The sequence below is a fragment of the Variovorax sp. CAN15 genome (genome assembly GCF_030462475.1).
Taxonomy (GTDB): domain Bacteria; phylum Pseudomonadota; class Gammaproteobacteria; order Burkholderiales; family Burkholderiaceae_C; genus Variovorax.
Map to the genome: position 1 here is coordinate 1 of NZ_JASMRZ010000099.1, position 17,940 is coordinate 17,940.

Annotated in this window: 15 protein-coding genes and 2 pseudogenes; 5 read left to right on the top strand and 12 right to left on the bottom strand. The window is 63.9% G+C overall.

All coding sequences use genetic code 11. From position 1 onward, the window contains the following. Positions 1-303 precede the first annotated feature (303 nt). The 11 genes and pseudogenes from QMO14_RS30030 to QMO14_RS30080 form a co-directional block, all read right to left on the bottom strand. Positions 304-466: pseudogene (locus QMO14_RS30030) on the bottom strand (ubiquinol-cytochrome c reductase iron-sulfur subunit); the annotation flags it as partial. Positions 467-493: 27 nt separating this feature from the next. Next, positions 494-748 carry a DUF2933 domain-containing protein gene (locus QMO14_RS30035; protein WP_093299038.1) on the bottom strand — a complete coding sequence of 85 codons (255 nt, stop codon included), beginning with the start codon at positions 746-748 and terminating at the stop codon, positions 494-496. A gap of 42 nt (positions 749-790) precedes the next feature. Next, positions 791-1,120, bottom strand: coding sequence for a P-II family nitrogen regulator (locus tag QMO14_RS30040; protein ID WP_093299036.1), 330 nt, complete (start codon positions 1,118-1,120; stop codon positions 791-793). A gap of 287 nt (positions 1,121-1,407) precedes the next feature. Beyond that, positions 1,408-1,869: a copper-binding protein gene (locus QMO14_RS30045; protein WP_093299033.1), complete on the bottom strand. Its 462-nt coding sequence runs from the start codon at positions 1,867-1,869 to the stop codon at positions 1,408-1,410. Between the two features lie 110 nt (positions 1,870-1,979). Beyond that, complete coding sequence (locus QMO14_RS30050) at positions 1,980-2,276, bottom strand: hypothetical protein (protein ID WP_093299031.1); 297 nt, start codon at positions 2,274-2,276, stop codon at positions 1,980-1,982. Positions 2,277-2,366: 90 nt separating this feature from the next. Then, positions 2,367-2,678 (bottom strand): hypothetical protein, encoded by a 312-nt coding sequence (locus QMO14_RS30055; protein ID WP_093299029.1) that lies wholly within the window; start codon positions 2,676-2,678, stop codon positions 2,367-2,369. Positions 2,679-3,101: 423 nt separating this feature from the next. Continuing rightward, positions 3,102-6,266 carry an efflux RND transporter permease subunit gene (locus QMO14_RS30060; RefSeq protein ID WP_093299026.1) on the bottom strand — a complete coding sequence of 1,055 codons (3,165 nt, stop codon included), beginning with the start codon at positions 6,264-6,266 and terminating at the stop codon, positions 3,102-3,104. Then, positions 6,263-7,987, bottom strand: coding sequence for an efflux RND transporter periplasmic adaptor subunit (locus QMO14_RS30065; RefSeq protein ID WP_093299024.1), 1,725 nt, complete (start codon positions 7,985-7,987; stop codon positions 6,263-6,265). Before QMO14_RS30065 ends, QMO14_RS30060 begins: the two co-directional genes overlap by 4 nt. Then, on the bottom strand, positions 7,984-9,339 hold the full coding sequence (locus QMO14_RS30070; protein WP_093299021.1) for a TolC family protein: 1,356 nt from the start codon (positions 9,337-9,339) through the stop codon (positions 7,984-7,986). Before QMO14_RS30070 ends, QMO14_RS30065 begins: the two co-directional genes overlap by 4 nt. Positions 9,340-9,476: 137 nt before the next feature. After that, positions 9,477-9,902, bottom strand: a complete 426-nt coding sequence (locus QMO14_RS30075; protein WP_228122047.1) for a hypothetical protein — start codon at positions 9,900-9,902, stop codon at positions 9,477-9,479. 284 nt (positions 9,903-10,186) lie between these two features. Next, a complete protein-coding gene (locus QMO14_RS30080; RefSeq protein WP_093299016.1) occupies positions 10,187-10,636 on the bottom strand; it encodes a hypothetical protein in 450 nt (149 codons plus the stop codon). A gap of 1,021 nt (positions 10,637-11,657) precedes the next feature. Between QMO14_RS30080 and QMO14_RS30085 the strand changes: the two genes are divergently transcribed. Genes QMO14_RS30085 through QMO14_RS30105 form a run of 5 tightly spaced genes read left to right on the top strand, consistent with a single transcriptional unit; the run spans position 11,658 to position 17,683 of the window. Next, positions 11,658-13,469: a copper resistance system multicopper oxidase gene (locus QMO14_RS30085; RefSeq protein WP_093299010.1), complete on the top strand. Its 1,812-nt coding sequence runs from the start codon at positions 11,658-11,660 to the stop codon at positions 13,467-13,469. Then, positions 13,466-14,545, top strand: a complete 1,080-nt coding sequence (locus QMO14_RS30090) for a copper resistance protein B (protein ID WP_228121900.1) — start codon at positions 13,466-13,468, stop codon at positions 14,543-14,545. The genes QMO14_RS30085 and QMO14_RS30090 overlap by 4 nt, the downstream gene beginning before the upstream one ends. 12 nt (positions 14,546-14,557) lie before the next feature. Continuing rightward, the gene (locus tag QMO14_RS30095; protein WP_093299006.1) at positions 14,558-15,094 is read left to right on the top strand and encodes a cytochrome c; all 537 of its coding nucleotides are present in this window, start codon (positions 14,558-14,560) and stop codon (positions 15,092-15,094) included. A 40-nt stretch (positions 15,095-15,134) separates the two neighbouring features. After that, entirely contained in the window at positions 15,135-16,976 is a 1,842-nt protein-coding gene (locus tag QMO14_RS30100) for a glycoside hydrolase family 15 protein (RefSeq protein ID WP_176947363.1), read from the top strand. After that, positions 16,973-17,683, top strand: a complete 711-nt coding sequence (locus tag QMO14_RS30105; protein WP_367618183.1) for an SDR family oxidoreductase — start codon at positions 16,973-16,975, stop codon at positions 17,681-17,683. Before QMO14_RS30100 ends, QMO14_RS30105 begins: the two co-directional genes overlap by 4 nt. Here the strand turns inward: QMO14_RS30105 and QMO14_RS30110 are convergent. Continuing rightward, positions 17,670-17,828 (bottom strand): annotated as a pseudogene (locus tag QMO14_RS30110) (efflux RND transporter permease subunit); the annotation flags it as partial. The gene QMO14_RS30105 and the pseudogene QMO14_RS30110 overlap by 14 nt on opposite strands. Between the last annotated feature and the right edge of the window lie 112 nt (positions 17,829-17,940).

Genomic DNA, 17,940 nt, shown 5'->3' on the forward strand with positions numbered 1-17,940 from the left:
GATTCGATCCTCGCGAAGATCACGTCGACCGACGGCCTCTACACCGAGAACTCGCTTTCGTTCATGACGCCGCCGAACCCTACCGATCTGAGTCGCTTGAAGAAGAAGGCCGATCCAACCGACGCCACCGATTGACGACTACTGCTCGTAGCAAGGCGCTACGGGCTACGCCCTTCGCGCCTTATGAGTTCGATCACAAGAAGCGAAAGGAGGTCACAGAACAAGGCAAGACATACACTTATCCACAGTCGACCATTGCTGCGTCGGCTTCCACCCCTGGCTCACGATTCAAGCGGCGCGGTGGCTCAGTTCTACTTCGGCGCGGACACGCTCGCGCCCGCTCGCTGGGAGACAGCGATGCCACGAAGGGCACGCTCGTCGCGATCAGGCCAGCGCCGCCGGCTGCGGAAGTGGCTATCAGCCAACTCCGACGTGCGGCGTTCGGGCGGCTTGGGGGGCATGACATGGGACGCTCCTCCTTGCTCGCTGGCCGTCAAGGCTTGTCGGGGTCGGTTTTTCGGTCACCCGGCACCACCTCGTTTTCGCGAGGCTTGGAGGTCACATCCTTGTTGTTGTCTCTCATGCCTTTCATCATGAAGAGCATCGCTGCCGGGCAGATGAGCACCAGCAGGAACGGTGCAATGGCCTGGATGAAGGCCCGCGCCTCGGGCAGCGCGGCATACGCCACCAGGAGGCCAGCGCCCAACCCAACGGCGACCTTGATCATTGTCCGCATATCGCATTTCATGGCATTGATCCTTTCAGAGCGCGTACTTCGCAGAGGCGTTCGCTAGACCGATGGGGCCGGCAGGAACTCTGTTCCGGTACGCAGATGGAGAAATCTTTCGACGGGCATCACAGCCGCGATTCCGGCGCCGGGGACATCCGAGCCAGCGACTTCCAGCAAGGCATTGAGAAGGCCTTCCAGGTGTGATTCCTCCACGAAGACCTCGAGCTTGGTGTGCTCGCTGAGCAAATCGCGGGAGAAGAAGTTCTTGTATTCGCCAAAGCCCTTGACCTTGGTCAGCGTCATACCGCCAATACCAATGCTCCTGAACCTTCTCTCCAGCGCATCGACCGTCTCGGGCGGAACGATGGCAATGACGTAGCTGAATTTCATGATGACCTCGCTGCGTTGTGTGCGGCCTGATCGGCCGATGAACACGGTATGAAAAGTTCGCTCGGAACGGCAACGCCGCACATGTGCCCATTTCAGGGGGCGCCTGGGCTGCAGGTCATTCGCGCGACCTGCAGTGCGGCAAGACTCGCCATCACGATGGTTGGAGTGCCGCGCCAGCCTGGGATTCCCCTGGCGCGCCCCATTTGTCAGAAGGAATGCGACTACGGCAAGCGCCGACCAGCGACGGTTCGCTGTCGTCGCAGGTTTGCACGAAGTCTTGTGTCCCTCTATTTCACCGAGGTCACCACGTAGCCGTCACCTTCTTTCTTGAACCCGACATGGACCTTCGCGCCCACGGCGAGCTTGTCGAACAGCATCTTGTCCTTGACGCCAAAGCCCATGGTCATCGCGGGCCACCCCAGGCTTTTGACGGGGCCGTGCGCAAGGGTGACTTTGCCCTGGGCCGCATCGAAGTCCTTCACCACCGCGTCAGCTTCATGGGACGTGGACTTGGATGCCTTGGAGGTGCTTTTTGCGGGCCTGTCTTTCATCATCTCCTTGCACTTCTTGGCATCCATGTCCTTCATGTCCATGCCTTTCATGTCCATGTCCTTCATGCCCTTCATCTCCATGCAGTTCTGCATGCCCTTGTCCCCCATCTTCATGTTGCCCATGTCGCCGGATTGGGCGAACGTGGCGGCAGAAAAAGACAAGGCAGCGATCACCGTTGCGGTCGAAACGAATTTCATGATGTGTTTCCTTTTTTGAAATTGAGGCGGGCCGTTTTTTTCAGGCCCGGGTTAAGAGCGGCCCCTTCGGCAGCCGCGTCTGGAGTCATGTGCCGGTTTTCGGTTCAGAATTACTTGGGTGTCCCTCCTTGCATGGGGAGTTGATGGGGGCGTGCCTCGCGGACATCGGCAAGGCGCTGCCCCGTTGTCTCCGCTCGGTCGAACGTCATGACGCCAGAGCCGCTGCCCTCGGCCGTGCTGCCGTCGTTGATTCGCACAACAACGCCGCGCGGCTTGGCGTTCTTCAGCGACTCCGCCACTGCCTGGGGCCGGCTGTCGAACTGAGGGGCCGCCTCCTGCGATTGGCTTTGGGCGTAGGCGCCGGACAGCAGCAGGCTTGCGGCGATAAATACAAGGGTGTTCTTCATTTCTGGGTCCTATTCAAAAAAATGGGATCAAGTGGACTCGGTGGGCTGATGGCTCGCATCGCATCCGCGTCGAACGATTCGGTCAGGCGTTCACAGCACGCGGTTCGCGCATGCCTTCACCTGGGCCTCGTAGCGCGCCTTGCGTACCCAGTTTTCTCCAGGCGTCGTTTGGGCACGCGGCCCATGGTCCAGCGGCAGCACCAGAGGTTCGAGCGGGCAATTCACCCGCTGGCCTGTGGTGCTGTCGACTCTGCTGGTGGTGGCCATGGCCATTTGTGCCGCCACAGCCGCGTGCCGGTCCGCGCGCGCTTTCTCGATGACCTGGAAGTCGGGGCCGGCAAGCGCGGGCCAGGCCGCGCCCAGCGTCAAGGCGGCGGCGAGGGAAATGAGCAGTTTCTTCATGATGTTCTCCTGAGGTTGGTCTGATCTGACAGTTCGAGAGGAACCTCATCGGATCAATCCAGCCACCGGCAGAACGCGATGCGCACAGGCCATCGCAGCCGTCCGCCTCCAGCATCAAAAAACCAGGCTGGCGCCGGCGCCGCCGGCGCGTACGCGAGCCAAACCCTCGGTGTCTGTTCTTGTGCCTCACCTTCGTCGGTGAATGCGTGAGCCACTGGCGCTGGTGCGATGGCACAAGCCGCACATGTCTGACAATCCTCGGCGCTGGTGGGCATCGGGCGCGAGGATGCCGACGCGGTCATCACCGGTCCGGCCGGCGGGGTTGTTGGGCTGGAGACTGCGGCGCGCGCTGAAGTACCGAGCACCAGCGACAGGCACAAGCAAAGCGCAACCGCACCCCACAGGTGGCGGCAGTCGGAGCGTTCAGACGGCCGCACGACGGCTCCTTCCAAGCGTCCACCGCGATGCCTTGCGCGGCCTGCGCATCAACAGGTAGGCCGCGGGAATGACGAACATCGAAAGCAACGGCGCCGTGATCATCCCGCCCACCATCGGTGCCGCGATGCGCTGCATCACCTCTGAGCCTGTGCCTGTTCCCCACATGATCGGGAACAGGCCCGCCAAGATGACCGCCACTGTCATGGCCTTGGGGCGCACGCGCAGCACCGCGCCTTCTCGGATCGCATCCAGCAGATCGTCGGTGCTGGTCTTGCCCTCGTCGATGCGCTCGTCCCAGGCGTGCTTCAGGTACAGCAGCATGATCACGCCGAACTCCGCCGACACACCCGCGAGCGCGATGAAACCGACCGCGCCGGCGACGGACAGGTTATAGCTGAGCAGGTAGAGCAGCCAGATGCCCCCGACCAGTGCGAACGGCAGCGCCGCCATGATCAGCAGGGCTTCGTCGAAGCGCTTGAAGGTCAGGTACAGCAGCACGAAGATGATCAGCAACGTGAACGGCACCACCACCTTCAGCTTTGCCGTGGCACGCTCCAAGAACTCGAACTGTCCGGACCATGACACCGCGTAGCCCGGCGGCAGCTTCACCTCCTTCGCAACCACGCGCTGCATGTCCTGCACGGCCGAACGCAGGTCCCGACCCCGAATGTCCACGTAGACCCAGCCGGACAGCCGCGCGTTCTCGCTGCGCAACATCGGCGGCCCATCGGTGACACGGATGTCCGCCACGTCGGAGAGCACCAGTCGCGCGCCGCGCTCGGTGACGACCGGAAGAGAGCGCAGTTGCTCCAGCGAGTCGCGAATCTCGCGCGGGTAGCGCACGTTGATCGGGAAACGCTGCAGGCCTTCGACCGTCTCGCCGATGTTCTCGCCGCCCACCGCCGAGGCGATGACCGATTGCACGTCGGCGATGTTCATGCCGAACCGCGCCGCCTCGTCGCGCTTGACGTTCACGTCCACGTAGCGGCCGCCGGTGAGCCGCTCGGCCAACGCGCTCGACACGCCCGGCACGTCTTTGAGCACCCGCTCGATCTCGCCGGTGATGCGATCGATGGTGGCCAGGTCGGTGCCCGCCACTTTCACGCCCACCGGGCTCTTGATGCCCGTGGCCAGCATGTCGATGCGGTTGCGGATCGGTGGCACCCAGATGTTGGTCAGGCCGGGCACCTTGACGATGCGATCGAGCTCCTCGACCAGCTTGTCCTGCGTCATGCCGGCGCGCCACTGCTCGCGTGGCTTGAACTGGATGGTCGTTTCGAACATCTCGATCGGTGCCGGGTCGGTTGCGGACTCTGCGCGTCCGGCCTTGCCATAGACGCTTGCCACCTCGGGAACCGTCTTGATCAGCCGGTCGGTCTGCTGCAGCAACTCGCCGGCCTTGCCCGTCGACAAGCCCGGCAGCGCCGAGGGCATGTAGAGCAGGTCACCTTCGTCCAGGCGCGGCATGAACTCGCCGCCGATGTGCTGCAGCGGCCACAGGCTCAGCACCAGCACGACAACGGCGCCCACCAGCGTCAGTTTGGGCCAGCGCAGCACTGCATTCAGCAACGGCCGATAGACAGCGATGAGCAGCCGGTTCAAGGGATTGGTCTTCTCATCGGGAATCCTGCCGCGGATCAGGTAGCCCATCAGCACCGGAATCAACGTCACCGAAAGTCCCGCTGCGGCGGCCATCGCGTAGGTCTTGGTGAAGGCCAGCGGCGAGAACATTCGCCCCTCCTGCGCTTCCAGCGTGAAGACGGGAATGAAGGACAGCGTGATGATGAGCAGCGAGAAGAACAGCGCAGGGCCCACCTCCGCCGCCGAGTCCGCGATCACCCGCCAGTGGGTTTCCCCGCGCAGCGTCTGGTCCGGGTGATCGTGCTTCCACTTCTCGATGTGCTTGTGGGCGTTCTCGATCATCACCACCGCGGCATCCACCATCGCGCCGATGGCGATAGCGATGCCGCCAAGCGACATGATGTTGGCGTTGACGCCCTGGTAGCGCATCACGATGAAAGCCGCGAGGATGCCGATCGGCAGCGAGACGATCGCGACGAACGCGGAGCGCAGGTGGAACAGGAAGACGAAGCACACCACCGCGACGACGATGAATTCCTCGAGCAGCTTGAAGCCGAGGTTGCGCACCGCGCGCTCGATCAGGTTGGATCGGTCGTAGGTCGGCACGATTTCCACGCCCTGGGGCAGACTGGCCTGCAGTGTCTGGAGCTTTTCCTTGACCGCGGTGATGGTCTCCAGCGCGTTCTTGCCCGAGCGCATCACGATCACGCCGCCGACGGCTTCGCCTTCGCCATCGAGCTCGCCGATACCTCGGCGCATCTCCGGTCCGACCTGGATGCGCGCGACGTCGCCCAGGCGCACGGACACACCGGCGTCGGTCGTCATCAGCGGGATCTTGCGGAAATCCTCCAGGCCCTGGAGGTAGCCTGAGGCGCGTACCATGTATTCCGCCTCGCCGAGCTCGAGCACCGAGCCGCCGGTTTCCTGGTTGGCTTTCTGGATCGCCTCCACCGCCTTGGTGTGCGGAATCCGATAGGCGGCGAGCTTCTCCGGATCGAGCACGACCTGGTACTGGCGCACCATGCCACCGATCGAGGCGACCTCGGCCACGTTGGGCACAGTCTTGAGTTCGTACTTGAGGAACCAGTCCTGCAAGGCGCGCAACTGCGAGGCGTCCTGTGTGCCGCCGCGGTCGACCAGCGCGTACTGGTAGATCCAACCCACGCCAGTGGCGTCGGGCCCGAGCGAAGCCTTGGCAGCCGCCGGCAGGCGTGACTGCACTTGGTTCAGGTATTCCAGCACCCGCGAGCGCGCCCAGTACAGATCGGTGCCATCCTCAAACAGCACATAGACGAACGAGTCACCGAAGAAGGAATAGCCTCGGACTGTCTTGGCGCCCGGCACCGACAGCATGGTGGTGGTCAGGGGGTAGGTAATCTGGTTCTCGACAATGCGCGGCGCCTGGCCGGGATAGCTCGTGCGGATGATGACCTGCACGTCCGAGAGGTCGGGCAGCGCGTCCAGCGGCGTGCGCAGGACGGAATACACGCCCCAGGCGCTGAGCATCACCGTGGCCAGCAATACGAGGAAGCGATTGGCGATGGACCACCGGATGAGCTTGGCGATCATGGCTTGCTTCCGGGGGTCGCGGGCGACACGGACGTAGCCGCGGAAGGGGCCTTGGGTTCGGCAGAGACGCCCGCCGCGGGAGCTCCCGCCAGCGGCGCCACCCGGGTGAGCTGCGGCAGGTCGTCCGTGTCGATGAAGAACTCGAAGCTCGCTCGGTCGCCGGGCTTCAGGGTGACCGGCGCACCGCCGGGCGGCAGCTTGAACTCCATGGTCATCGCGCCCCACTTCATCGTCGGAATCGGGCCGTGCGAGAAGGTCATCGCGTCCTTGGTGATGCTTTCCACCTTGCCTTCGCCCACGTGCCTTGGAGCCCCTGCGGCCGGCATGGCGGACGCGGCCGTCGCAGGCGCCGCTGTGCTGGGCGCGGCGTTCAGACGTGCCTCGACCCCCTTGAGGCTGGCCTCCGAGTCGATCAGGAACTGCGAGGACGCCACGACACGCTGGCCGGCCTGCAGCCCGCGCTTGATCTCGGTCTGGCCGCCGGTTTCAAGGCCGATCTCGACGTCGACCGGCCGGAACCGGCCGTTGTCCTCCGCCAGCATGACAACCGCGCGCTTGCCCGTCTGGATGACGGCTTCGGTCGGGATCAGCAGCGCCTTGCCGGCGCGCGTGTCGGTGAACTGCATCGACACGAACATGCCCGGCACCAGCCTGCCGGTTGGATTCGATAGCTCCAGGCGTGCCTTCAGGGTGCGCGTCGCCGGATTCACATCGGGAAGAATGGCCTGCACCTTGCCGTCGAAGGTTTCGCCGGGCGCGGCAGGCGTTCTGGCCTGCACCCGGGCACCCAGTCGCAGCAGTGCCGATTGGCTCTCGGGCACTTCGGCATTGGCCCAGACCGTGGCCAGGCCGTTGATGCGAAACAGCGTGGTACCGGCGCTGACCGTCATGCCTTCGCGCGCGGCCAGCTCCGTGACGACACCGCCGATGGGCGCGACCAGCGTGATGCGCGGCTGCGTGCGGCCGCTGCGAGCGACGAGTTCGATCTGCCCATCGTTCATGCCGACCTGGCGCATGCGTTGGCGTGCGCCGTCGATCAGCGAGGCCAGGTCGGTGCCGCGCATGCGCTGCACCGACAGGAACTCCTCCTGTGCCGCGATCCATTCCGGGACATAGAGCTCGGCCAGGGGCTGGCCTTTCTTCACCTGGTCGAGCGTGGCGCGCACGTTCAGGCGCTCGACATACCCGGTCGCCCGGGCCTGCACGATGACCTGGTCCCGCTCATTGAAGGCGATGCTGCCGACCGTGGTCACTTGCGGCGACACAGTGCCCTCGGACACCACAGCGGTTCGCACGCCCAGGTTCTGCTGCACGCGCGCACTCACCGTCACGCTGTTCTGGTCGCCGTCGCCACCTACGTAGACGGGCGACATCATCATGTCCATGAAGGGCGATTTGGCCGGCTTGTCGAACCTGTTCCCCGGCACCATGGGGTCGTGGTAGTAGAGGATCTTCTTGCCGTTGGCCGGGTCGGTGTCGCCGGCCTTGAGGCCTGCGGCGATGTGGCGCCGTGTTGCGTCTTCGCCGGTTTCGTTGGGAGAGACTGCAGGCGCAGCTGTTGTGTTCGCTGACGATGTGGCCATCGACGACGTGCCCCCCGAGGTGGCGGAAGATGGTCCCAGGCTCCTGCCGCGCTGCACTCCGAAGGTGTAGGCACCGAAGGCTGCTGCCGCGAGGACCGCTGCCGCGATCAGTCCAGGAAAGAGAGGTCTTGTTTTCATTTCTGTGATTCCTTGGTCTCGCCCGCGGCCGCGGACGGGCCGGTATCGAGCACTGAATGGTTGGCGGGGATCAGGAATTCGAGCTGCGCCCAGAGCGCGGCGGTCTCCATCTCGAGGCGAAGGCGTTCCAGGCGGGTGTCGATTTCCATGCGTCGTGTCTCGAGTGCAGCGCTCAAAGTGCCCGCACCGCCTCGGTAGGCAGCCAGCACCGCTTGCGTGCGTTCGGCGGCGAGCGGGATGAGCGAGCTGTCATACAGGCCGAGCCGCTTGCGGTTGCTCTGCCATTGCTGCAACCATGAAAGCGCCTCGGCGGTGCTCTCTCGCGTCGCTTCCTCACGCTGGGCCTGCAACTGCTCGACCGCGGCCAGCTTGGCCGCGAGTTCCCGATCCTGGCGATTCTTCTGGTCCAACTGCAGCGGGATCGACAGGTTCAGCGACACCATGTTCGAGTAGGCCGGCCCCCGCTGGCTGTACATCAGTTCGACACTCCAGTCGGAGCGCTTGTTGCTTTGCGCGACGTCAGCTTCCGCGCGCGCCACCGCTTCCTGCCGTGCCATCAGCGCGATCTGGGGATGCTCGCCGATCTGGGCCTCCAGATTGCGGGCGTCCAGGCGCACGGAGCCCAGTTCGGGGAGCACCGACGAGGGAGGGGGGATGCCCGGCCCGACCCAGCGCGCCAAACGCGTCTGGGCCGTGGCGATCTGGCGCTCCTGCGCAAGGATGCGGTCGTCCAACTGCGCCAACGCGGAGCGGGCCGTGAACACATCGGCCTGCGTGCCGCGGCCTCCGCGGTAGGCAGCGTCGGCGCCCTCGATCTGAAGGGTCAGCTCGGCACGTTGGGTTTGCAGCAGTTCCCGCATCCGCCCTTGGTAATAGAGATCAAGCCAGGCGGTCGCGGTGTCGCGCCGCAGGTTGGCCAAAGCCACAGCACGTCCTGCATCGGCGACCTCGGCTTCCCGGTCAAAGCGCGCCGCGCGGGTCTGGCGCTTGTCGGAGCGGGTGAATTCCTGCATCACGCCGATCGAGCGCATCGTCATGAAGTCGCGCGTGAGGCTGAAGCGGTCACTCCCGTTGACCGGCAGATTGCTGATACCGGCCTTGAGCACGGGATCGGGCAGTTGTCCTGCGGCCACGGCCATGGCGCGCGCGGCGCCGGCGGCCGCGTCCTGCGCGACGAGCTGCCGCGAGCGCTCCTCGGCGAGCCGCAGTGCCGCATCGAGAGAAAGCGTCTGCTGTGCATGAGCGCTCAGGCCGAGGGTGCCGGCGCACAGCGCCAACACCACAGCCCAAAGGCGAGCGGGGCGGCGGGCTGATCGCACGATCGGTGCAGCCGCAAAAGGATTGGGGAACATGGAATCTCCTGACGAACCTGCGAGTAGGTTGTCGGGCCGCTCCGGTGCACCGAGCACAGCTCGACGAACACGGCAAGGCACGACCGACGCGCCGTACCGGCCCACAACGGGCCATCGGCGCAAAGTCGGTCAGGCGATCAAGTTCGGGAGACGCAGTGCAGGATGGCGTGAGGCGGCGAGGCCGCAACCAGTGCACTCAGGGAGGTGGCCGAAGGGCGCGCAGGAGGCACCGTCTCAGGCACCCATGGGGTCAGGGCATAGATCGCCGACAGCAACACCGGCGGAACCGTCAGTGTGGATGCGTGGTCGCTTTGCTGCCCGTATTTGCAGTGCTCGGCGCACAGGTTGCCGGAAGCCGTGTCAGTCGCGCCCACCATGTCCGCACAGGGCGATCCTTGCACGGCCGAGTCACGAGAGTTGTCTGTTGCAGAGACAGCGCCTTGCGCCATCGACATGTCAGTGGACAAGCCACCCGCCAGACCCGCGGAAAGCGCGGGGCAGGCGTAAGCGGCGATCGCCAACTGCGAGAACAGCAGCAAGCCGATCAGGCCCCGGGCCACCATCTGCACGAGTCCACGCCTCATCGCTGCACCTCTGGCAACACCGACACGGCCGCACGTCCAGCGCATGATGCGTTGGCGAGCCGTGTGAGGAGGGTTGCGGAAATGAGCATTGGAGAACGCGTGAAACGCTGCTGATGGAGTCCGTGCCTGGAAAGTGGTTCCGCGAATTCTAGGCCTGTTGCTCAGGAAACGGGGCGAGCCGTGGCAAGACGTGCGGCTTGCGGCGGACGACAGCGTTGTGATCGGCGCTCAATTGCCTGGCGGTCGCCCGGTGGCCAGGTCGCTCAGCGGCGCATGGTCGCGGGTGCGTCCGGCAGTTGGCCCTGCTGGGTGAGGCGCTCCACGGGCGTGCCGAACTCCGGCTGCTCACCGCGCAGGCGTGCGTACGCAGCTGCGGCTTGCCGATAGGCAGGGCGAGTCGTGTCCGCACCCGCTTCGCCGTTGGTGGCGGCGGCCAGACCCGAACGCATCCAGGCCAGCGTGTCCGCCTGGACCATCGCGCGGGTGTTGGAGGACACGCTCACGACGGCGCGCGGATTGCCCTCGGGATAGCCCTGGTCCATTGAGCTTTGCAGCCAGCGCTGCGTGTCCGCGGCAACGGCTGCACGGCTGGTACTCGAGGTCAGCGGCGCCGGGCGAGGATCGCCTTCGGCATAGTTGCCGGCCAGTGCGGGTCCTGCGATCGCACCGAGCAGTGCGGCCAGCGTCAGGGAGGTCCTAAGGGAAGTCTTCATGTTCGGTCCTTTGGCGGTCAGAGGGTTGGCATTTCCGGAAATGAACAGCGCTGGGACTTGTCTTTCCGATGCGTCAACTTTAGGCTGCGGGTCCGTGGGTTACCGCACGCGCAGATTACAGTTATGTCATCTATCGGGAGCCATCCGTCGAGCTACCGCCTGCCGAGCGCGAGGGCTTGGCGAAGTTGACGCGGCGGCGCCTCGACCAAGGACAAGAACGCCGGGCTCGGCCGATCTCACGATCAAATCAGCTGTTATCTGACAGACGGCACTCTCCAGACACCAATCATTCGGGCATCAATCTGGTCGGCCCGTCGATTGGATAACCAAGGCTGCTGCAGCATGTCCTGCTTTCGAGTTTTGCTTCTTTGGGCACTCACACTCGCCGTACCGTTCCAGGGGTACGCTGCAGCGTCCATGGCTTTCTGCGAGACCGAGCAGGCCGAAGCCGCCGAAACAGTTCACGTGGGTTCGCATCATCACTCGCATGCCGCCGCTTCCGATGCCGACCACCTCCAGGGGACGGACGATGAAAGCGCTGGACACCCCGATGGCTCAGGCGTTGCACACAAATGCGGGACCTGCGGAGCCTGCCACGCGGTGGCATTGGTGGCTGATACCTCCGTAGTTCGCACTGAGCATCTGCCGGCAGCGGATCTGGCAGAGCCCCACGTGCGACCGACAACCCTCTTTCCGCTCCTCCTCGAACGCCCGCCTCGGGCCTGAAGAACCCGCTCGCCCTCGACATTGACGTCGGGCGCAAGTGCTTCGTATCGCCGGTAGCCGCCCTCCCAACTCGGGAGGGGCATGACGCATCCCAGCCATGAAACTTCGAGGACTCCATGCCCTATTCATCAACACGTCCAAAGAGCAAGCCCACGCGCATGCGTACTGTTCCAAGCAGTGTTCAGTTTCGTTGCGCGCCTGAGATCCGATCACCCGATCGGCCACGCTCAATCGGCCTGGACGCGCTCGCCGGCGCTGCTCGCTCAAGACGTCTCGAGACGAGAAGGGGCGCACCATGAAGCCGACTTCAAACGGCGCCGATCGGCGCAAATTCGTGATGGGTCTGGGCTCTTTCGGGGCGCTCGGTGGGTTGACATTGCCTTCTTCGTTGTCCTGGGCCGCGGCGGCAGGGCAAACCGAACTCACGGAATTGCGTGGAACGGAGTTCGATCTCGAAATAGCGCAGACGCCCGTCAATCTCACAGGACAAGCCCGCATCGCCACGACTGTCAATGGCCAGATTCCGGCGCCGACGCTCAGATGGCGCGAGGGGGATACGGTCACGCTGCGCGTGACCAACCGACTACCGGTCGCGAGCTCGATTCACTGGCATGGCATCCTGGTCCCTGCGGCCATGGACGGCGTGCCTGGCCTGAGTTTCAACGGCATCGCACCCGGCGAAACTTTCGTCTATCGCTTCCCAGTCAAGCAGAGCGGCACTTACTGGTACCACAGTCACTCCCGATTCCAAGAGCAAACGGGTCTGTATGGGCCCATCGTGATCGACCCGCGCGATGGCCCTCGCTTCAGAACCGACCGCGAGCATGTGGTGCTGCTTTCGGACTGGACGGATGGCGTGCCCGAAGAGATCTTCCGAAAGCTGAAGGTCATGAGCGGGTTCTTCAATTTCAACCAACCGACGGTTGGCGACTTCAAGCGAGACATCGCCCAGATGGGTATCCAAGGCGCGCTCGAAAAGCGAAAGATGTGGAACCGCATGCGCATGGTCCCAACCGACCTCGGTGATTTGACCGGCACGGCTCAACTGCGTAGCGCCGCGCGCTATCTTCTCAATGGCAAGACCGCGGATCACAACTGGACTGGCGCGTTTCAACCCCGCGAGAAGGTGCGGATTCGGTTCATCAACGGGTCGGCAACCACCATCTTCGATGTCCGCATACCGGGACTGAAGATGACCGTCGTCGCTGCAGATGGTCAGGACGTCCATCCGGTGACGGTGGATGAATTCCGGATCTCCGTTGCCGAAACCTACGACGTGGTCGTCGAACCAACCGACGACAGGCCCTACACCCTTTTCGCTCAATCGATCGACCGAACCAATTTCGTCCGCGGCACGCTTGCGCCTCGCGCCGGGATGCAGGCGCCGGTACCTGAGGTGGGCAAACCTCAGTGGTTGACCATGACCGACATGATGGGCGCCATGGGCGTGATGGGGAGCATGGGCGGGTCCAAGGGCAAGGGCGAGATGGATGGAATGCAGGAGATGGAGAACATGCAAGGCATGGACCACTCGAGCATGGCCGGAATGGGGACAGAGGGTAGCGCGAAGCCCGCCATGAAACCGCCGCGCGTGCGCCACGCCCGTACGGAGTACGGGCCCGGCGTGGACATGCACGTCGACATGCCGCGTACCAACCTCGACGACCCGGGCATCAATCTGCGGGACAACGGAAGACGCGTCTTGACCTATGCCGATCTCCACACGATCGGCGGACCGATCGACAGCCGGGAGCCTGGCCGTGACATCGAGTTGCACCTCACCGGCAACATGGAGCGATTCATGTGGTCTTTCGACGGTCAGAAGTTTTCCGAATCGAAGCCCGTGCACTTCCGTTTCGGCGAGCGGCTTCGATTGGTGCTCGTCAACGACACGATGATGAATCACCCGATTCACCTGCACGGGATGTGGGGTGAACTGGAATCTCCCACTGGCGAGTTTCTGGCTCGCAAACACACGATCAACGTCCAGCCCGCGCAGCGCGTGACCTACCGGGTGACCGCGGATGCGATGGGGCGTTGGGCTTATCACTGTCATATGCTGTACCACATGGAAGCAGGCATGTTTCGCGAGGTGCATGTGTCATGAACCCGCTTCAGCTCAAACTTGCGCGCAGCAGCATTGCAGTCGCAACCGCATCTTTTCTACTCGGCTTCACAGTTTCTGCGATTGCCCAGAGCGATGCGTCCAAGCGCATGGACGACATGCCGGGGATGGGCGCGAACATGTCCGATCCCACGTCGAAGGGAGGTGCATCCAACAAGGTCGCGCCGACGTCACCGTCAAAAGAGCTAACCGAGAAGAACAATCCTCGATCCACCGCAGCGCCTATGGATCTCGGACAGGTGCAGGGAATGCCCGGAATGAAAGGCGGAAGCTCCGACATGAAGGACATGCCCGGAATGAACATGGGCTCCATGCCCGGCATGGGCCCGATGCAAGGTGGCACCCCCCCTCCCGATGCCCGCAACCCAGACGCCCATGCTGAGGGGATGCCGAAGATGGCCATGCCCGGAATGGACATGGCGGATGACGAGCGCTTCGGGCGGATCCTGGTCAACGAGTTGGAATATGCAAAGGGCAGAGATGCTCGTGGCCAGAACCTCAACGTCGAAGCCTGGTACGGGGGCGACTACAACAAGCTTTGGATCAAGGCTGAAGGTGAACGCCGCGCGGGCCGCCTTGACGCCTTTCGCACCGAAGCACTCTGGGACCATGCCATCGCCACGTTCTGGAGCACGCAGTTGGGCTTGCGGCACGACAATGGGGGTGGCGGACGCTCGCGCAGCTGGCTGGCGTTCGGTGTGCAAGGCCTTGCTCCGTACTGGTTCGAAACCGAAGCAACAGCCTATGTGGGTTCAGGCGGCGCGCTCGCCGCACGTCTCGAACTGCGCTATGACCTCCTCCTGACGCAGAAGTGGATCCTCCAACCCAAGCTCGAAGCCAACTTTTATAGCAAGAGCGATCCGCAGCGCGGCATTGGGTCGGGACTCTCCGACATGGAACTGGGTGTTCGTCTGCGCTACGAGGTGACGAGGCAGCTCGCTCCCTTCATCGGCGTGACTTGGTCGAAGAAGTTCGGGAACACAGCGGCTTACGCAAGACAGGCTGGCGAACGCGTTCGAGACACGCAAATCGTGGCCGGCGTGAGATTGTGGTTTTGACAGGAGCATCCCATGTCGAAACGGATCTCAACGATGCTTGCCGGAGCGGCTGCTGTGATCGTGATTGCCGCTGCAGGACTTGCGGCTGTTTGGTGGACGGGAGGGTACAACGTCGCGGCGGACGAGGCGCACTCCCGGCCTGTCGCTTCCGCCCTGACTTCAATGCGCGAGCGCTCGGTCTCTGCGCGCGCGCGAAGGATCGCTGTGCCAGACCTCGAGTCACCGCAGATGGTCGCCCTTGGCGCAAAGCAATACAGGGAAATGTGTGCGAGCTGTCACCTGGCACCGGGGATAGAAAACACAGAGCTGCGTCGAGGACTCAACCCGCGCCCACCGGATCTCGCACGCCATGGCGTGCACGATCCGGCGGAATCCTTCTGGATCGTCAAGTACGGCATCAAGATGTCTGGAATGCCGGCGTGGGGCCTCACCCACGACGATCAAACACTCTGGGCCATCGTGGCCTTCATGCAGCGCATGCCGAAACTGTCGGCAAAGCAGTTCGATGAACTGAGCTCCGACGGCGCGTTCCATCACGATGCGAACTAAAAAGGGTGGACCAAGCGCCGTCTGCTCGGATGAGTACAACGTGAAGACACATCAAGCATATCAACCCATCTCCGACTATGCGCTGATCGGCAACACGCATTCGGCCGCGTTGATCGGACGCGACGGTGCGATTGATTGGTGCTGCCTGCCGCAATTCGACAGTCCAGCGGTCTTCTGTCGGCTGCTGGATGCCCAGCTCGGTGGTTATTTCAAACTCGCGCCCGCTGGCGCTCACCGGAGCACACGGCGCTATGCAGCGAACGGTGCGGCACTCGAAACGGAGTTTTCGACTGCGGGTGGTGCCGTTCGCGTGACCGATTTCATGCACAGCGAACGCTTGGCCACCAGTCGGATCGGGATCGATAAAGCCCACTGCCACCGGTTGCTGCGGTGCATCGACGGCCTCGGCGGTGATGTTGAGCTGGAGGTAGCGCTAAGACCGACATTCGACTTCGCACGGCAGGCCGCGCATTGGAACCAAAGCGCGCTTGGCTGGCATGTCACCGGCGGCGGGCAGCACCTGTTATTGGAAAGCATGCCTGTCATCGAATGCCGCCTGCGCGGCGACATAGCGCAGGCGCGGCTTTCTGTTCGCACCGGTGAGCGGGCCTGGCTCATTGTGTCGCAGGTCGACGCCATGACGCTTCAGGCTCCTCCGCCCGCGGGCGATCCCGAGGTGCTGCTCGAGGAAACGCGACGTCATTGGGCGGAATGGGACCGGCTCTATACCTACGAAGGGCCCTATCAAGCGCAGGTTCGCATCAGCGCGCGCGTGCTCAAGCTTCTGACATTCGGCCCGACCGGAGCACTGGTAGCGGCTCCTACGGCCTCGCTGCCGGAGCTCGTCGGCGGCGCACGCAACTGGGACTATCGATTTTGCTGGCTGCGCGATTCGGCGCTGGTGTTGCGCGCGCTGATGGCCGTCGGCTACCACGAAGCCGCGATGGATTTCTTTCGTTGGCTGGAAGAGTTATGCCAAGGGGAATGCGATGCGATCCAGATCATGTATCGGATCGACGGCGGTCGAGACCTTCCTGAGCAGGAACTGGAGCACCTGGAGGGATACCGCGGTTCCCAACCGGTACGCATCGGCAACGCAGCGGCGCAGCAGAAACAGCTCGACGCCTACGGTCACGTCCTGGATGCGGTTCTGGTGTGCCATGAGGGCATGCGCATGTCGTTGAGTTCGGGCCTGCGGCACGTGCTTGCGAGGTTGGCGGATGAGGCGGCTGCGCACTGGCGTGAGCCTGACCAGGGCTTCTGGGAAAGCCGCGGGCCGCCACAACACTTTGTCTCATCGAAACTGATGTGTTGGGTCGCTCTGGATCGAGCCGTTCGACTTGCGGCCACGGCCGCGCTCGAAGGCAACGTGGATGGCTGGAGGGCTGAGCGCGATGCGGTGCGCCAGGCAATCCTGGAGCATGGCTACGACGCGAGAGCACAGGCGTTCACCCAGGCCTTCGGCAGCGCCGAACTCGATGCGAGCGCGCTGCTGATCCCGCTCGTAGGCTTCCTTCCGGCCGGTGACGAGCGGATGGCCAACACCGTGGAAAGCATTCGCCATCGGCTCATGAACCACGGACTGGTGTACCGCTACGGCGGAAACGACGGCGTCGCAGGCGGAGAGGCGGCGCTTGCGATGTGCAGCTTCTGGATGGTCGATAACCTCGCACTGCAGGCTCGGGTCGACGAGGCATGCATGCTGTTTGAACACATCGTCTCCTTCAGCAGCGATCTCGGTCTTCTTTCCGAGGAAATCGATCCGTTGACCGGCCAGTTGCTCGGCAACTACCCCCAGGGCTTCACTCATTTGGCGCTGATCGAATCGGCACTGGCGATCGGTGCCGCGCAGCGCAGGCAGATGCGAGGAGCGCAGGAATGAACGGCCCCCTTGTTGTTGTCATCAGCGGGGGAACCGCCGGCGTCGGACGGGCAACCGCGCTTGCATTCGCGCGCCGGGGCGACTGGGTCGCGATCCTTGCGCGCGACGAGGGGCGCCTGCAATCCGCGTGTGCCGAACTGCGCGCAACCGGATCGACCGTCCTTGGAATCGCCACCGACATGGCGGATGCCGCGCAGGTGGAGGCTGCCGCCGACCGCATCGAGCGCGAGCTGGGTGTGATCTCCATCTGGGTCAACAACTCGGCTACGACGGTTTTTGCGCCGGTGCTGGAGACGACGCCCGAGGAGTTCAGGCGTGTGACGGAGGTGACATACCTCGGTGCGGTCCATGGCACGCTCGCCGCGCTCAGGCGCATGCATCCGCGCAATGACGGCTGCATCGTCCAGACGGGGTCGGCCCTTGCTTATCGTTCGATCCCGCTGCAGTCGGCCTACTGCGCCGCAAAGGCCGCCATCCGCGGATTCACGGATTCGCTGCGCTGCGAACTGATCCGCGACGGCTCGAAAGTGCGGCTCACGATGGTGCAGTTGTCCGCGTTCAACACGCCGCAGTTCGAATGGGTGCGAAGCAAGCTGCCGCGGCGCGTTCAGCCCGTGCCGCCGATTTTTCAGCCCGAGTTGGCAGCCGACGCCATCGTCTGGGCCGCCACCCATCGTCGGCGCGAAGTGTGGGTCGGCTGGCGTTGATCGCGGCCTGCACCTCGCGGGCGGCGCCGTCGATGTTGCGGCTGAGGTCGAATTGCAGCGTGACGCGGGTGGAGCCTACCGAACTGGTGGACGTCATTTCGTTGACGCCTGCGATGGTTCCCAGATGGCGTTCCAGCGGGGTTGCCTGCGCATAGAAACCGCCGAGGCGCCGCCCGAGCGCTGGGAGTTCTCGAGCACCGACCTGCAGTGCGCACTCGAGGCACGCAGGCTGGAACGCGACTTCGGCGTGAACCTCG

Coding starts and splice junctions, on each gene's coding strand:
- QMO14_RS30070 (WP_093299021.1), bottom strand. CDS start 9,339: ATGTTCCCCAATCCTTTTGCGGCTGCACCGATCGTGCGATCAGCCCGC.
- QMO14_RS30090 (WP_228121900.1), top strand. CDS start 13,466: ATGAACCCGCTTCAGCTCAAACTTGCGCGCAGCAGCATTGCAGTCGCA.
- QMO14_RS30065 (WP_093299024.1), bottom strand. CDS start 7,987: ATGAAAACAAGACCTCTCTTTCCTGGACTGATCGCGGCAGCGGTCCTC.
- QMO14_RS30095 (WP_093299006.1), top strand. CDS start 14,558: ATGTCGAAACGGATCTCAACGATGCTTGCCGGAGCGGCTGCTGTGATC.
- QMO14_RS30045 (WP_093299033.1), bottom strand. CDS start 1,869: ATGAAATTCGTTTCGACCGCAACGGTGATCGCTGCCTTGTCTTTTTCT.
- QMO14_RS30055 (WP_093299029.1), bottom strand. CDS start 2,678: ATGAAGAAACTGCTCATTTCCCTCGCCGCCGCCTTGACGCTGGGCGCG.
- QMO14_RS30085 (WP_093299010.1), top strand. CDS start 11,658: ATGAAGCCGACTTCAAACGGCGCCGATCGGCGCAAATTCGTGATGGGT.
- QMO14_RS30040 (WP_093299036.1), bottom strand. CDS start 1,120: ATGAAATTCAGCTACGTCATTGCCATCGTTCCGCCCGAGACGGTCGAT.
- QMO14_RS30075 (WP_228122047.1), bottom strand. CDS start 9,902: ATGGTGGCCCGGGGCCTGATCGGCTTGCTGCTGTTCTCGCAGTTGGCG.
- QMO14_RS30060 (WP_093299026.1), bottom strand. CDS start 6,266: ATGATCGCCAAGCTCATCCGGTGGTCCATCGCCAATCGCTTCCTCGTA.
- QMO14_RS30035 (WP_093299038.1), bottom strand. CDS start 748: ATGAAATGCGATATGCGGACAATGATCAAGGTCGCCGTTGGGTTGGGC.
- QMO14_RS30080 (WP_093299016.1), bottom strand. CDS start 10,636: ATGAAGACTTCCCTTAGGACCTCCCTGACGCTGGCCGCACTGCTCGGT.
- QMO14_RS30105 (WP_367618183.1), top strand. CDS start 16,973: ATGAACGGCCCCCTTGTTGTTGTCATCAGCGGGGGAACCGCCGGCGTC.
- QMO14_RS30050 (WP_093299031.1), bottom strand. CDS start 2,276: ATGAAGAACACCCTTGTATTTATCGCCGCAAGCCTGCTGCTGTCCGGC.